Origin of the sequence: Streptomyces sp. NPDC097981 (assembly GCF_040302565.1) — a bacterium.
Lineage (GTDB): Bacteria > Actinomycetota > Actinomycetes > Streptomycetales > Streptomycetaceae > Streptomyces.
This window is the reverse complement of record NZ_JBEORW010000002.1, coordinates 169,754-184,326: the sequence shown is the minus strand read 5'-3', so window position 1 is coordinate 184,326 and position 14,573 is coordinate 169,754. Positions and strand designations below refer to the sequence as shown.

Genomic DNA, 14,573 nt, shown 5'->3' with positions numbered 1-14,573 from the left:
GCTCCGTGGGGACCGGTTTGCCCGCGTAGACCCGGGCGCCGGCACAAACGGAGGAGAGCCTGCTACGGATAGGGCGATGGTAGAGCGCCCATGCCACGCCGTGACAGGGGCTTTCCTGAAATTACCCCCCTTCTGATAACCCTCAGTCGTTCAGCGGGAGTTGAACGACCAGCAGTTTGCCCGCCATCGTGACCCCGCCGTCCATGGCGATGGCGAGTCCTTCCGCGTATACGTGCGGGCCGTTCACCGCCTCCGGGCCGCGGGACTCGTCGCCGTCCTCGGTGCCCACCTCGCCCAGCAGGTACGGGATCGGGCTGTGTCCGTGCACGACATGGCCACCGCCGTAGATGCCGAGGAGCTCGCGCACGGCCTGCGGGCCGGTCTCCTCGTCGCGGAAGGCGAACCGCTTGGTGAACTTGCGGAACAGGTCCCAGGTGATGTCGGCGTCGTTGCGGTTGAGCAGCTCGTGGATGGTGTCGTTGACGTCCTCGATGGAGTCGCCGTAGTCGAGGTACGCGGTGGTGTCGGAGTGCAGCAGCAGGTGCCCGTCCACCAGCACGGCCGCGTCCAGCCGCGACATCCACTGGAGGTGTACGTCCTCCAGGCGCTCCATGTCCGTGCGCTGGCCGCCGTTGAGGAGCCAGGCGGCCTGGAAGGTCGCGGTGCCGGCGCCCGAGGCGATGGGGGTGTCGCCGAACCGCTTGGCGCCGATGAGCAGCAGCTCGTGGTTGCCCATGAGGGCCTTGCAGTAGCCGCCGGCGGCGGCGGCCTCGGCGGACAGGCGCATGACGAGGTCGATGACGCCGATGCCGTCGGGGCCGCGGTCGGTGAAGTCGCCGAGGAACCACATGCGCGCGTTGCCGGCCGACCAGCGGCGGTCGGCGTCGATGAGGCCCTGGGCCTGGAGCTCGGTGACGAGCTCGTCGAGGTAGCCGTGGACGTCGCCGACGACGTACAGCGGTCCGGGGCCCGAGGCCTGGGGCTCCTGGGGCACGTACTGGACCTGGACGGTGTCGCCCGGCCCGCCGCGGCCGATGATCGGCAGATCGCGGTGGGTGGGCGTGTAGCCCGCGTCGAAGTCGTCCTCTTCGGCCGGTCCGCCCGCGGCGGGTGCCTGGCCCACGGGCGGCGGCGGGGGCACGGGCGCGCCCTCCCCGTAGTACGCGGGGTACTCGCCGTACACGGGGGCATCGTCGGGACGCCCGCCGGGCACGCCGTACGGGGCGGGCTCGGTGACCGGAACTCGGAAGTCCCGCAGCGTCTCCGTCCGCATCGCGGGTCCCTGACCGGCCCCCTGAGTCATCGACCCCTCCACCACCGTCGCGCTGCCGTACACCTGCGGACCCTCCTCACCTCCGGGGCGGAGGGTCCGTGATGTCGTGCGCCCATCATAGGAATGCAGCTCGCGCTCTGTGACGCACCAGGGGTGGTGAATCCTGGGCGGAACCAATAGTTCCTGCCGCTTTCGCCCGAAAAAGGCGTTCCGGAATTCCTTGGCGGGACCGTCGACCCCGCCGGTATCGCGATGTTGCGGTCAGTCCTTGGCCGGTGACCGGGGCGGACTGATGGTCGTACGGGGCTGCCTGCGCTGCGAGGAAGTACGGACGATCAGCTCGGTCGGGACCACCTGTTCGACCGGGCGGCCGGTGTCGACCCCCTCGATGGCGTCGATGAGCAGCTGGACGACGGCGGTGCCGATGCGGCGCGGTTTGAGGGAGAGGGTGGTGATGGGCGGTTCGGTGTTGGCGTACACGGTGGACTCGCTGCAGCACACGAGCAGCAGGTCCTCGGGGACGCGCAGGCCGTAGCGCCGGGCGGCGGCGAGCAGATCGGTCCCGTTGGGGTCGAAGAGCCCGTAGACGGCGTCGGGCCGGTCGGGCCGGGCGAGCAGCCGGTCTGCGGCGACGGCTCCCGCGCACGGGTCGTGGGCGGGGTAGGACTCGTAGACGGGGTCCTGTCCGACGCGCTCGCACCAGCTGAGGTAGGCGGTGGTGGAGAGCCGGGTGTAGGTGTCGGTGGTGGTGCCGGTCAGCAGTCCGATCCGGCGCGCGCCGGCGGCGGCGAGGTGGTCGAGCAGGTTGAGTACGGCGGCCTCGTGGTCGTTGTCGACCCAGGCGGTGACGGGCAGGGAGCCCGCCGGACGGCCGTCGGAGACGACGGGGAGCCCTTGGCGGACCAGTTCGCTGACGACGGGATCGTGGTCGGAGGGGTCGATGACGACGGTGCCGTCGAGGGCCACGTTGGACCACACGTCGTGTCGGGAGGTGGCGGGGAGGATGACGAGGGCGTAGCCGCGGGCGAGCGCGGCGGAGGTGGCGGCCCTGGCCATCTCGGCGAAGTAGGCGAATTCGGTGAAGGTGAAAGGTTCATCCCCGTACGTCGTCACGGTCAGGCCGATGAGGCCCGACTTGCCGGTACGGAGGGTGCGGGCCGCGGCGGAGGGGCGGTAGCCCAGCCGGTCGGCGACCTCGCGAACGTGGCGGCGGGTGGCGTCCGGCAGCCGTCCCTTGCCATTGAGCGCGTCGGAGACGGTCGTGATCGAGACGCCCGCCGCGGCGGCCACGTCCCTGATGCCGGCCCGGCCCTGTCGGCCGGCGGCCCGCCGGGTGGTCTCGGTCCGGCTCACCTGATGCTTCCCTGCTGCTGTCATGGCGAGCCGATAGTAGGGCTCGGAGGGGTGGGTGGTCCGGGTGCATATGCACGCGTTGACAGGCACGATTCTGCATGGTTCGCCACCCCCAATGACCTTGGAAATGAAGGAATTTGGGAGCAGGGGGCGAGCGGGCTGTTTGTCGTCGGGTACGGGCATGCCAAAACGGTGTGGTCTCGGGGCGGTCTCAACTCACCTGTACGAGGGATGCGCGCCACGGCGTGGGCCACCGGCGTGCGCATATATGCGTGCGCTCCCCCGCAATCCTGGCGCTGCCATTTTCGGGAGAGCGGAATCCTCATAAGGTGAGCAGTATTGAGTCGACGGCGACGTCGTACGGGACGGTCGAGGAGGACCTGCGGTGAGCGAGAAGAGCCCGAAGCTGCGCGCCGAGCTGGACGGCATTCCCACCTACAAGCCGGGGAAGCCCGCTGCCGCGGGCGGGCCCGTCGCGTACAAGCTGTCCTCGAACGAGAACCCCTACCCGCCGCTGGCCGGGGTGCTGGAGAGCGCGGTCGCGGCGGCCGGACAGTTCAACCGCTACCCCGACATGGCCTGCACGGGCCTGGTGAACGAGCTCGCCGAGCGGTTCGGTGTGCCGGTCGAGCACATCGCCACCGGCACGGGCTCCGTGGGTGTGGCCCAGTCGCTGATCCAGTCCACGGCGGGCCCGGGTGACGAGGTCATCTACGCCTGGAGGTCCTTCGAGGCCTACCCGATCATCACGCAGATCTCGGGTGCGAAGTCCGTGCAGGTTCCGCTGACCGACGGGGACGTGCACGACCTCGACGCGATGTTCGACGCGATCACCGAGCGGACCCGGCTGATCTTCGTTTGCAACCCCAACAACCCCACCGGCACCGCGGTGCGCCGCGCCGAGCTGGAGCGGTTCCTGGACCGGGTGCCCTCGGACATCCTGGTGGTGCTGGACGAGGCGTACCGCGAGTTCGTCCGCGACGTCGAGGTGCCGGACGGCATCGAGCTCTACCGCAACCGCCCGAACGTCTGCGTGCTGCGCACGTTCTCCAAGGCGTACGGGCTGGCCGGCCTGCGCGTGGGCTTCGCGGTGGCACACGAGCCGGTGGCGGCGGCGCTGCGCAAGACGGCGGTGCCCTTCGGCGTCAGCCAGCTCGCCCAGGACGCGGCGGTCGCCTCGTTGCGGGCCGAGGACGAGCTGATGGGCCGTGTCGGGGCGCTGGTGGGCGAGCGCGCGCGGGTTTACAAGACGCTGCTGGGCCAGGGCTGGACCGTGGTGCCGGAGACGCAGGCGAACTTCGTGTGGATGCGGCTGGGGGAGCGGACCGCCGAGTTCGCGGCGGCCTGCGAGAAGGCCGGTGTGGTGGTCCGGCCCTTCGCGGGCGAGGGCCTGCGGGTCACGATCGGTGAGACCGAGGCGAACGACCTCTTCCTGCACACGGCGGAGGCCTTCTTCAAGGAGATGTAGCCCCGGAGGGCTGCGAGAGCACGGGAGCTACGCGAGTTCCACGCGGATCGGGTCGCCGTCGCGGACGGTGGACAGCAGGCGGGGGTCGCCGTCGAACGAGCCGAGCACGTTGCACGGGCTCGCCAGGCGGCTCTCGCCTCCGCGCGAGATGGGTGTGGGGCCGTAGGGCAGTGCGAGTGCGTCGCCCTCGGTCCAGAACGCGACCGTGCCCGGTTCGACGACCTGCCGGGCGTCGTGTTCGAGCGCCACGGAGACGCCGGTGTCGAAGTAGACCTCCTCCCCCCACGTATGGGCGGAGGCGGAGATCGGAAGGGCCTCGGCCAGCGCCTTGCTGGTCGGGGTCTCGTCGAGCGTTGCCGTGAGCTGGCCCGCGGGCCAGGAGATGCGAATCCTCATGAGCGGCATTCAACAATCTGTTGAATGCGTTGACTAGGGGGACCCCGGCTGAAAGGCGCCGGAAGCAGTGCGACATAATGCTTGTGAATGTGAACGCGTTCACAAGCGTGCCCTGCTTTGTCTCGTATTGAGTAGGGCGCGCCGGGCAGTCTGCGGCAGTGACCACGGCGAACCGAAGGAGACGACGACGTGGACGTAGCTTTGGCGCCAGAGACGTTGGCGCGCTGGCAGTTCGGCATCACCACCGTCTACCACTTCCTCTTCGTCCCGCTGACGATCTCGCTCGCCGCGCTCACGGCAGGCCTTCAGACCGCATGGGTGCGTTCGGGGAAAGAGAAGTACCTCAGGGCCACCAAGTTCTGGGGCAAGCTCTTCTTGATCAATATCGCGATGGGCGTCGTCACGGGCATCGTGCAGGAGTTCCAGTTCGGCATGAACTGGTCCGACTACTCGCGCTTCGTCGGTGACGTCTTCGGAGCCCCGCTGGCCTTCGAGGCGCTCATCGCCTTCTTCTTCGAATCGACCTTCATCGGCCTGTGGATCTTCGGCTGGGACAAACTGCCGAAGAAGATCCACTTGGCCTGCATCTGGATGGTCTCGATCGGCACCATCCTCTCCGCGTACTTCATCCTCGCGGCCAATTCCTGGATGCAGCACCCGGTCGGCTACCGGATCAACAAGGAGCGGGGCCGGGCCGAGCTCACCGACTTCTGGCTGGTCCTCACCCAGAACACCGCGCTGACCCAGTTCTTCCACACCATCACGGCGGCCTTCCTGGTCGGCGGCGCCTTCATGGCCGGCATCTCCGCCTTCCACCTGGCCCGCAAGAAGCACATCCCCGTGATGCGGACCTCGCTGAGGCTCGGCCTGGTCACCCTGATCATCGCCGGCATGGGCACCGCCATCAGCGGTGACCTGCTCGGAAAGGTGATGTTCAAGCAGCAGCCGATGAAGATGGCCGCCGCGGAGGCGCTCTGGGACGGCGAGGCGCCCGCACCCTTCTCCGTCTTCGCTTACGGAGACGTGGAAAAGGGCCACAACAAGGTCGCCATAGAGATCCCGGGCCTGCTGTCCTTCCTGGCCAATGACGACTTCACCTCCTTCGTTCCCGGCATCAACGACGTCAACAAGGCCGAACAGGAGAAGTTCGGGCCCGGCGACTACCGGCCCAACATCCCGGTCGCCTACTGGGGCTTCCGCTGGATGATCGGCTTCGGCATGGCTTCCCTCGGCGTCGGCGTGCTGGGGCTCTGGCTCACCCGGAAGAAGTTCATGCTGCCGCCGAGCCTGCGCACCGGCGAGGACGAGGTTCCGCACCTGGTCCTCTTCAAGAAGGCGCTGAGCCCCCGGTTCGCCACGTGGTACTGGATCGTCGCCCTCTGGACCATGGGCTTCCCGCTCATCGCCAACTCCTGGGGCTGGATCTTCACCGAGATGGGCCGCCAGCCCTGGGTGGTCTACGGAGTCCTGCGCACCCGCGACGCGGTCTCGCCCCACGTCTCCCAGGGTGAGGTGCTCACCTCGATGATCGGCTTCACGCTTCTGTACGCCGTGCTCGCGGTGATCGAGGTCAGGCTGCTGGTGAAGTACGTCAAGCTCGGGCCTCCCGAGCTCAGCGAGGCCGACCTGAACCCGCCCACCAAGATCGGCGGGGACGACAAGAACCCCGACCGGCCGATGGCCTTCTCGTACTGAGGCTGAGGGGACCGCACCATGCAACTCCATGACGTCTGGTTCGTGCTCATCGCCGTCCTGTGGACCGGCTACTTCTTCCTGGAAGGCTTCGACTTCGGAGTCGGCGTACTGACCAAGCTGCTGGCCCGCGACCGCAAGGAGAAGCGGGTCCTGATCAACACGATCGGGCCCGTGTGGGACGGCAACGAGGTCTGGCTGCTCACCGCCGGCGGTGCGACCTTCGCCGCCTTCCCCGAGTGGTACGCCACCCTCTTCTCCGGGTTCTACCTGCCGCTCCTGGCCATCCTGGTCTGTCTGATCGTCCGCGGCGTCGCCTTCGAGTACCGCCACAAGCGGGCCGAGGACAGGTGGCAGACCAACTGGGAACACGCGATCTTCTGGACCTCGCTGATCCCCGCCTTCCTGTGGGGCGTGGCCTTCGCCAACATCGTGCGCGGTGTGAAGATCGACGAGCACATGAATTACGTCGGAAGCCTCTTCGACCTGCTCAACGTCTACTCCCTCCTCGGCGGCCTGGTCACTCTCACCCTCTTCACCTTCCACGGAGCGGTGTTCACCTCGCTCAAGACGGTCGGGGACATCCGGGAGCGCTCGCGCACGATGGCGACCCGGCTCGGCGTCCTCACTGCCGTGCTGGCACTCGTCTTCCTGATCTGGACCCAGGTCTCGCACGGTGACGGCAAGAGCCTGATCGCCATGGCCGTCGCGGTCCTGGCGCTGGTCGGAGCCCTCGCCTTCAACCTGGCGGGCCGCGAGGGCTGGTCGTTCGCCCTGTCCGGCATCACCATCGCCGCCGCGGTCACGATGCTCTTCCTGACGCTCTTCCCGAACGTGATGCCGTCCTCGCTGAACGACGCCTGGAACCTCACGGTCACCAACGCCTCGTCCAGCCCGTACACCCTGAAGATCATGACCTGGTGTGCGGGAGTGGCCACGCCGCTCGTCCTGCTCTACCAGGGCTGGACGTACTGGGTGTTCCGCAAGCGGATCGGTACGCAGCACATCGCTGATGCGCACTGATCCCTGACCCTTCCGCCTGACCCTGCTCTGGGGGATGTTTCACGTGAAACCGATCGACCCGCGCCTGCTTCGGTACGCCCGGTCCACCCGCCTCTTCCTGGCGGCCGTGGTGGCCCTGGGGCTTGCCGGGGCAGGGCTGGTCGTCGGTCAGGCGATGCTGATCGCCGAGATCGTGGTCGGCGCCTTCGAGCAGGGACTGGACGGCGAGGCGTTGCGGATGCCGCTGCTGCTGCTCGCGGCAGTGGCCCTGGGGCGCGGCCTGCTCGCCTGGCTCACGGAGCTCGCCGCCCACCGGGCCGGCGCGGCGGTCAAGTCGCAGCTGCGGGGCCGGCTGCTGGACCGGGCAGCGGATCTGGGGCCCGGCTGGCTGAGCGGTCATGGGGTATCCCCTGGCCGAAGAGCTTGGGGAGGAACCGGGGCGCTGGTGGCGCTGGCCACCCGGGGCGTGGACGCCCTCGACGACTACTTCTCCCGCTATCTTCCCCAGCTGGGGCTCGCGGTGGTCGTCCCTGTCGCGGTCCTCGCCCGGATCGTCACCGAGGACTGGGTGTCGGCCGCCGTCATCGTCGTCACCCTGCCGCTCATTCCCCTGTTCATGGTGCTGATCGGTATGGCCACCCAGTCCCGGATGGACCGCCAGTGGCGGCTGCTGTCCCGACTGTCGGGGCATTTCCTGGACGTGGTGGCCGGGCTGCCCACGCTGAAGGTCTTCGGCCGGGCGAAGGCCCAGGCCGAGTCGATCCGCAAGATCACAGACGAGTACCGGCAGGCGACGGTGCGGACCCTGCGCACCGCCTTCCTCTCGTCGTTCGCGCTGGAACTGCTGGCGACGCTCTCGGTGGCACTGGTCGCCGTGACCATCGGCATGCGGCTGGTCCACGGGGACCTCGACCTGTACACCGGGCTGGTCATCCTCATCCTGGCGCCCGAGGCCTATCTGCCGCTGCGCCAGGTCGGGGCGCAGTACCACGCGGCCGCGGAGGGGCTCGCGGCCGCGGAGGAGATCTTCGAGGTGCTCCAGACCCCCGTCGCCGCCTCCGGCGGCACGGACCCGGTGCCGGCCTCGGGGCTGCGGATCGAGATCGACGGGGTCGCGGTCCGGTACGAGGGCCGGGGCGAGGACTCGCCGGGACCGGTCTCGCTGGCGGTCGAACCCGGGGAGTGCGTCGCCCTCACCGGGCCGAGCGGGGTGGGCAAGTCCACCCTGCTCCAAGTGGTGATGGGCTTTGTGGTGCCGACCGCGGGGCGGGTGCGGATCGGGGGCGTGGACCTCGCGTCGCTGTTGCTCAAGGAGTGGCGGGAGCGGATCGCATGGGTGCCGCAGCAGCCGCACCTGTTCGCCGGGACGATCGCGCAGAACGTACGCCTGGCGCGGCCGGATGCCTCCGCAGGCGCGGTGGCCGACGCGCTGAAGGACGCCGGGGCGTGGGAGTTCGTATCCGCGCTGCCGCGGGGCGTCGACACGGAACTGGGGGACGGCGGGGCCGGCCTGTCCGCCGGACAGCGCCAGCGGCTGGCGCTGGCGCGGGCGTTCCTCGCGGACCGGCCGGTGCTGCTGCTGGACGAGCCGACCGCGGCTCTCGACGGGGAGACCGAGGCGGCCGTGGTCGACGCGGTGCGACGCCTCGCGGTGGGGCGCACCGTCCTCTTGGTCGTCCACCGGCCGGCGCTGCTGGCCGTCGCCGACCGCGTGGTTCCGGTGGGCGCGACGGGGCTCCTCGCCTCTCCCTCCCCCGCCCGGCGCGGGGCGGTCCCCAGGACCTCCGGCGGCTCCGGCCGGGCGCACGACGGGCCGTCCGCTCCCGGGGAGTGGATCCCCGGCAGCACCCCGGAAAGGGCGGGCACGGCTGCCGGAGCCGGGACGGGCGGCGGCGATCCGTTTCGGCGGGTGCGCGCCGTGGCCAAGGCGTGGCAGGGCAGGTTCCGGCTCGGTCTGCTGCTCGGGGCGCTGGCCGTCGGGTGCAGTGTCGGGCTGATGGCCGTCTCCGGATGGCTCATCTCGCGTGCCTCGGAACAACCGCCGGTGCTCTACCTGATGGTGGCCGTCACGGCCACCCGGACCTTCGGGCTCGGTCGCGCGGTCTTCCGGTACGCGGAGCGGCTCGTCTCCCACGATGCCGTGCTGCGGATGCTCGCCGAACTGCGGGTGTCGGTGTTCCGGCGGCTGGAGCGCATCGCGCCCGCCGGGCTGCGGGAGCACCGACGCGGAGACCTGCTGGCCCGTCTGGTGGCCGATGCCGACGCCCTCCAGGACTACTGGCTGCGCTGGCTGCTGCCGGTCGGCACCGCGGTGCTCGTCGGGACCGGCTCGGTCGCCTTCACCGCCTGGCTGCTCCCCGGGGCAGGGGCCGCGCTCGCCGTCGGGCTGCTCGCCGCCGGGGTCGGGGTGCCGCTGGTCGCCGGTGCCTGCGCACGGCGTGCGGAGCGGCGGCTGGCGCCGGCCCGGGGAGAGCTCGCCACCCGGGTGGCCGACCTGCTCACCGGGACCGCCGAGCTGACCGTCGCCGGCGCGCTTGCCGGGCGCAAGGACGCCGCGCGGCAGAGCGACCGGACGCTGACCGCCATCGCCGCGCGGGGAGCCGCCGCCACGGGGCTCGGGAGCGGGCTCTCCGCCCTCGTGTGCGGGCTGACCGTGGTGGTCGCGGCGGCCGTGGCCGCCGGCGCCGTGCACGACGGACGGCTGTCCGGCGTGGCCATGGCTGTTGCCGTGCTGACCCCGCTCGCGGCCTTCGAGGCGGTCAACGGGCTTCCGCAGGCCGTTCAGTACCGCCAGCGCGTGCGCCGCAGCGCCGAGCGGATCTACGAGGTCATCGACGCTCCCGTCCCGGTCGCCGAGCCGGAGCGGCCGGCCGAGGTGCCCGCCTCCCCGTTCCCGCTGCGGCTGACGGGGCTCGCCGCCCGGCACCCCGGACAGGAGCACGACGCGCTGCATGGGCTGGACCTGACCCTGGAGGCCGGCCGGCGGATCGCCGTCGTCGGATCCTCGGGTGCGGGCAAGACCTCACTGGCCCAGGTCCTGCTGCGGTTCCTGGACCTGCACGAAGGCGCGTACACCCTGGGCGGTACCGACGCGCGCACGCTCGACGGTGACGGGGTCCGCCGGATCGTGGGCCTGTGCGCCCAGGACGCGCACCTGTTCGACAGTTCGGTGCGGGAGAACCTGCGGCTGGCCCGGACCGGGGCGAGCGAGGAGCAGCTGCGGGAGGCCCTGGCGGCGGCCCGGCTGCTGGAGTGGGCCGACGGTCTCCCCGACGGGCTGGACACCCTGGTCGGCGAGCACGGCGAGCGGATCTCCGGCGGCCAGCGGCAGCGCCTGGCCCTGGCCAGGGCCCTGCTCGCCGACTTCCCCGTCCTCGTGCTCGACGAGCCGGCCGAGCACCTGGACCTGGCCACAGCCGACGCCCTGACGGCGGATCTGCTCGCCGCGACCGAGGGCCGCACCACCGTGCTGATCACGCACCGGATGGCAGGCCTGGAGGCGGTCGACGAGGTGCTCGTGCTGGATCGCGGAGCGGTCGTGCAGCGCGGAACGTACGCAGAGCTGGCCGCAGCCGAGGGCCCGCTGCGGAACATGATGGAGCGGGAGCGGCTGGCCGACGGCGCTCTGGCCGACTTTCCCCGGTAAATGGGACTAACTAGGCTCAAGGGCATGTCAGTGCAGGAGTCGCAGGAACCGCCTGAGCCATCACCCGGAACGCCGGACCCGCTGGAGGCGGCCACCTTGGCCACCCGGAGTCTGCAGGGCCTCTCGACCGAGCTCACGGCCCGGGTACCGCGACTCCTTGAGGCCATGCGGTCGGTCGGGACCGGCCTCGAACTGCACTCCACCCTCGACCGCATCTGCGAGACCGCCGCCGAACTCGCCGACGCCCGCTACGCGGCGATCGGCGTGGTCGACACGGAGGGCCGCGGCCTGTCGGACTTCGTCACCTTCGGCATCGACGCCGAGGTGGCCCGGAAGATAGGGCACCGGCCGGACGGGAAGCGGGGCCTGCTCGGCGCGCTGATCTCCCATCCCGAGACGGTGCAGCTCGCCGATCTGACGGAGGATCCGCGCTCGGCCGGGTTCCCGCCGCACCACCCGCCCATGAAGACCTTCCTCGGCGTCCCGATCCGGGTGCAGGGGGAGATCTTCGGCAATCTGTACCTCGCCGAGAAGAACGGCGGCGGCCGGTTCACCGACTACGACGTCCACATGGTCCGGGTCCTGGCCACCGAGGCGGGCATCGCCATCGGCAACGCCCGGCTGTACGAGGCCGCCACCCAGCGCGAGCGGTGGATCGACGGCTCGGTGGCCGTCACGACCGCCCTGCTCTCGGGCGGGGACGCCGACGACGCTCTCGCGGTGGTGGCCGAGCAGGCCCGCCACCTTGCGGACTCCGCCGCAGGGATCGTGATGCTCCCGGCCGAGGAGGGCGGCATGGAGATCGTCGCCGTGTCGGCAGAGAACCCCGCCACCTCGCTCGGCCTGGTGGTCCCGGCCGAGAGTCCGGTGGTGGCGAAGCTGCTCCGGGGCGAGCCGGTCTTCGTGGACGACGCCGCCTCCGACCCCCGCATGGTCAGCCGCCTGACCAGCCAGTACGGACCCTGCATGATGCTGCCGCTGCACAGCGGCGGGCGGGTGCTGGGCGCGCTGGTGACCCCGCGGGGCCACGGCAGGAGGCCCTTCAGCGAGGCCGAGCGGACCCTGGCCACCCAGTTCGCCTCCCAGGCGGCGCTCGCGCTGATGATGGCCGAGGCACAGCGCGACCGGGAGCGGCTCGCCGTGTTCGAGGACCGCGACCGGATCGCCCGGGACCTGCACGATCTGGTCATCCAGCGGCTGTTCGCCACCGGGATGATGCTGGAGGGCGCCAAGCGGCGGTCGGTCGTCCCCGAGGTCGTCGACGGGGTCGGCAAGGCCGTGGACGAGCTGGACGTGACCATCCAGGAGATCCGCACCGCGATCTTCGCGCTCCAGCAGGGACCGGCCGAGGCCCCGTCGGGGCTGCGCACCCGGGTCCTGCGGGAGATCAACATGGCTGCGGTGCCGTTGGGCTTCAAGCCGGCGCACCGGTTCCTCGGCCCGATCGACGCGGTGGTCGGCGAGCTGGTGGGCAAGAACCTGATCGCGGCGCTGCGCGAAGCCCTGTCGAATGCCTTCCGGCATGCGGAGGCGTCCCGGATCGAGGTGGTCGTGGACTGCACCGCCACCCTGCCCGACGGGAGGCCCGGGGTGCGGCTGGAGGTCGCCGACGACGGGGTGGGCATCGCCGAGGGCGGCCGGCGCAGCGGGCTGCGGAATCTGCGCCGGCGGGCCGAGTCGCTGGGCGGGTCGAGCTCGTACGGGCCCGGTATCGGAGAGGACGGCAGCGGGACCACCCTGCTGTGGGAGGCTCCGCTCTGACCGCCTTCGCCGCTGGTGCCGGGCCCTACCGCAGGCGCGCGGCGTGTTTCGCGATGATGCGCTCGATGACGACGGCGACGCCGTCCTCGTTGTTGGCGACGGTACGACCGGAGGCAGCCGCGATCACGTCCGGGTGGGCGTTGCCCATCGCGTACGAGGTGCCCGCCCAGCGGAGCATCTCCACGTCGTTCGGCATGTCCCCGAAGGCGACGACCTCCGCGGGGGCGATACCGCGCTCGGCGCAGCACAGCTCCAGGGTGCTGGCTTTGGAGACCCCCAGCCCGCTGATCTCCAGCAGGGCCGTCGGGCTGGAGCGGGTGATCGATGCGTAGGCGCCGGCGGCCGAGCGGGCGAGCGCCAGGAACTCGTCCGGGGCGAGCTCGGCGTGGTGGGCGAGCAACTTGAGGACGGGGGCGGAGGTGTCGTCCGCGTCCTCCTCCAGCAGCTTTTCGGCGGTGGCCACATGGGCGCCCGGGTCCTTGAAGAACGGCGGGTACAGCGGCTCGTAGTTGATGCCGGTGGTCATCTCGACCGCGAAGGACGTGCCGGGGGCGGCGGCGCGCAGGGTCTCCACGACCGTCAGCGCCGTGGCCCGCGGCAGCGCGCGGACCTGGACGAACTCCCGGCCCGCGTGGAGATCGACCACCGCGGCTCCGTTCGCGCAGATCGCCAGGCCGTGGCCGTGGACGTGGTTGCTGACCACGTCCATCCAGCGGGCCGGGCGGCCCGTGACGAAGAAGACCTCGATTCCGGCCTCCTCGGCGGCGGCGAGTGCGGCGACCGTGCGGAGCGAGACGGATTTGTCGTCGCGCAGCAGGGTGCCGTCGAGGTCGGTGGCAATGAGCCGGGGCGTGGGGGTTGGCCCGTCCGGGCGCTGGGGAGCCGAGGTCACGGACCCATCTTCGCCCATGGCCCTGCGGCTGCGGACCAGAGTGGGCCGGGCCCCGCGCCGGATGGCGATCTTTCTCCCCCGGGCCGCCATCGGGAGATGCCCGCAGGGAAACGGTGACGGCTCATGTTTCACGTGAAACACGAGCGGGGCCGTAGTCTCGAACGCATGAGTCTGCGTCTGAGCACTGTGATTCTCCCGGTACGCCCGTGGCATGAGGGCGGCCGTGACCAGTGGGTGCGAGCCGAGCGGCTCGGGTTCCACACCGCGTACACCTACGATCACCTGACCTGGCGGTCCTTCCGCGACAAGCCGTGGTTTGGCGCGATCCCGACCCTGACCGCGGCGGCCGCCGCCACCGGGAAGATGCGGCTGGGCACGCTCGTCACCTCGCCGAACTTCCGGCACCCGGTGACGCTGGCCAAGGAGCTCATGTCCCTGGACGACATCTCCGGCGGCCGTTTCACCCTCGGTATCGGCGCCGGCGGCGACGGGTTCGATGCGAGCGCGCTGGGCCAGGACCCCTGGAGCCCGCGTGAGCGCGCGGACCGTTTTGCAGAGTTCGTGCCGCTGCTGGACCGCATCCTCACGGAGACCGCGGTCAGCGCGCGCGGCACGTTCTACTCCGCTGACGAGACCCGCAACCTTCCCGGCTGCGTTCAGCGGCCGCGACTGCCCTTCGCCGTCGCCGCCAACGGCCCGCGGGGTCTCAAGCTGGCCGCCGCCCACGGTCAGGCCTGGGTGACGACCGGCGATCCGAAGCTCTTCCAGGAGGGCACCCCCGAACAGTCGCTGGAGGCCATCCGCGGCCAGCTGGCCCGGCTGGACAAGGCATTCGCCGAGATCGGGCGTGCGTCCGAGACGGTGGAGAAGATCCTTTTGACCGGCTTCACCCCGGACCGCAACACGATGCTGGACTCCGTCGATGCGTTCGTCGACTTCGCCGGCCGCCACCAGGAGCTCGGCTTCACCGAGATCGTGATCCACGCGCCGATCCCGGACTCCGAGTTCGCGGCCGACGAGAACGTCTTCGAGAAGATCGCCACCGAGGGGCTCGCCCAGCTGGACGGCTGATGCCCTGGTGCCCCCGTCG

General features: G+C 70.7%; 10 protein-coding genes. 6 read left to right on the top strand and 4 right to left on the bottom strand.

The features are described from left to right. Window positions 1-142 precede the first annotated feature (142 nt). Together ABTY04_RS02520 and ABTY04_RS02515 are read right to left on the bottom strand one after the other, a co-directional pair. Window positions 143-1,318 (bottom strand): metallophosphoesterase, encoded by a 1,176-nt coding sequence (locus ABTY04_RS02520; protein ID WP_352211589.1) that lies wholly within the window; start codon window positions 1,316-1,318, stop codon window positions 143-145. 216 nt (window positions 1,319-1,534) lie between these two features. Beyond that, on the bottom strand, window positions 1,535-2,650 hold the full coding sequence (locus tag ABTY04_RS02515) for a LacI family DNA-binding transcriptional regulator (protein WP_352211449.1): 1,116 nt from the start codon (window positions 2,648-2,650) through the stop codon (window positions 1,535-1,537). 361 nt (window positions 2,651-3,011) lie between these two features. Between ABTY04_RS02515 and hisC the strand changes: the two genes are divergently transcribed. Further along, entirely contained in the window at window positions 3,012-4,094 is a 1,083-nt protein-coding gene (gene hisC / locus ABTY04_RS02510; RefSeq protein ID WP_352211448.1) for a histidinol-phosphate transaminase, read from the top strand. Between the two features lie 27 nt (window positions 4,095-4,121). Here hisC and ABTY04_RS02505 read toward each other — a convergent pair whose 3' ends face one another. Beyond that, the gene (locus ABTY04_RS02505) at window positions 4,122-4,490 is read right to left on the bottom strand and encodes a cyclophilin-like fold protein (RefSeq protein WP_352211447.1); all 369 of its coding nucleotides are present in this window, start codon (window positions 4,488-4,490) and stop codon (window positions 4,122-4,124) included. A 189-nt stretch (window positions 4,491-4,679) separates the two neighbouring features. On the opposite strand from ABTY04_RS02505, the gene ABTY04_RS02500 reads away from it, so the two are divergent. Genes ABTY04_RS02500 through ABTY04_RS02485 form a run of 4 tightly spaced genes read left to right on the top strand, consistent with a single transcriptional unit; the run spans window position 4,680 to window position 12,591 of the window. Then, window positions 4,680-6,185, top strand: coding sequence for a cytochrome ubiquinol oxidase subunit I (locus ABTY04_RS02500; RefSeq protein WP_352211446.1), 1,506 nt, complete (start codon window positions 4,680-4,682; stop codon window positions 6,183-6,185). Window positions 6,186-6,203: 18 nt separating this feature from the next. Continuing rightward, window positions 6,204-7,205: a cytochrome d ubiquinol oxidase subunit II gene (gene cydB, locus ABTY04_RS02495; RefSeq protein ID WP_352211445.1), complete on the top strand. Its 1,002-nt coding sequence runs from the start codon at window positions 6,204-6,206 to the stop codon at window positions 7,203-7,205. A gap of 43 nt (window positions 7,206-7,248) precedes the next feature. Next, window positions 7,249-10,830: a thiol reductant ABC exporter subunit CydD gene (gene cydD / locus ABTY04_RS02490; RefSeq protein ID WP_352211444.1), complete on the top strand. Its 3,582-nt coding sequence runs from the start codon at window positions 7,249-7,251 to the stop codon at window positions 10,828-10,830. Window positions 10,831-10,854: 24 nt separating this feature from the next. Next, window positions 10,855-12,591 carry a sensor histidine kinase gene (locus tag ABTY04_RS02485; protein ID WP_352211443.1) on the top strand — a complete coding sequence of 579 codons (1,737 nt, stop codon included), beginning with the start codon at window positions 10,855-10,857 and terminating at the stop codon, window positions 12,589-12,591. Between the two features lie 25 nt (window positions 12,592-12,616). Here the strand turns inward: ABTY04_RS02485 and ABTY04_RS02480 are convergent, their stop codons facing one another. After that, window positions 12,617-13,501, bottom strand: coding sequence for a Cof-type HAD-IIB family hydrolase (locus ABTY04_RS02480; RefSeq protein WP_352211442.1), 885 nt, complete (start codon window positions 13,499-13,501; stop codon window positions 12,617-12,619). Between the two features lie 147 nt (window positions 13,502-13,648). Here ABTY04_RS02480 and ABTY04_RS02475 point away from each other — a divergent pair, with 147 nt between their 5' ends. Beyond that, window positions 13,649-14,554: an LLM class flavin-dependent oxidoreductase gene (locus ABTY04_RS02475; protein ID WP_352211441.1), complete on the top strand. Its 906-nt coding sequence runs from the start codon at window positions 13,649-13,651 to the stop codon at window positions 14,552-14,554. Window positions 14,555-14,573 lie beyond the last annotated feature (19 nt).

Coding starts and splice junctions, on each gene's coding strand:
- ABTY04_RS02515 (WP_352211449.1), bottom strand. CDS start 2,650: ATGACAGCAGCAGGGAAGCATCAGGTGAGCCGGACCGAGACCACCCGG.
- ABTY04_RS02505 (WP_352211447.1), bottom strand. CDS start 4,490: ATGAGGATTCGCATCTCCTGGCCCGCGGGCCAGCTCACGGCAACGCTC.
- cydB (WP_352211445.1), top strand. CDS start 6,204: ATGCAACTCCATGACGTCTGGTTCGTGCTCATCGCCGTCCTGTGGACC.
- ABTY04_RS02485 (WP_352211443.1), top strand. CDS start 10,855: ATGTCAGTGCAGGAGTCGCAGGAACCGCCTGAGCCATCACCCGGAACG.
- ABTY04_RS02480 (WP_352211442.1), bottom strand. CDS start 13,501: ATGGGCGAAGATGGGTCCGTGACCTCGGCTCCCCAGCGCCCGGACGGG.
- ABTY04_RS02475 (WP_352211441.1), top strand. CDS start 13,649: ATGAGTCTGCGTCTGAGCACTGTGATTCTCCCGGTACGCCCGTGGCAT.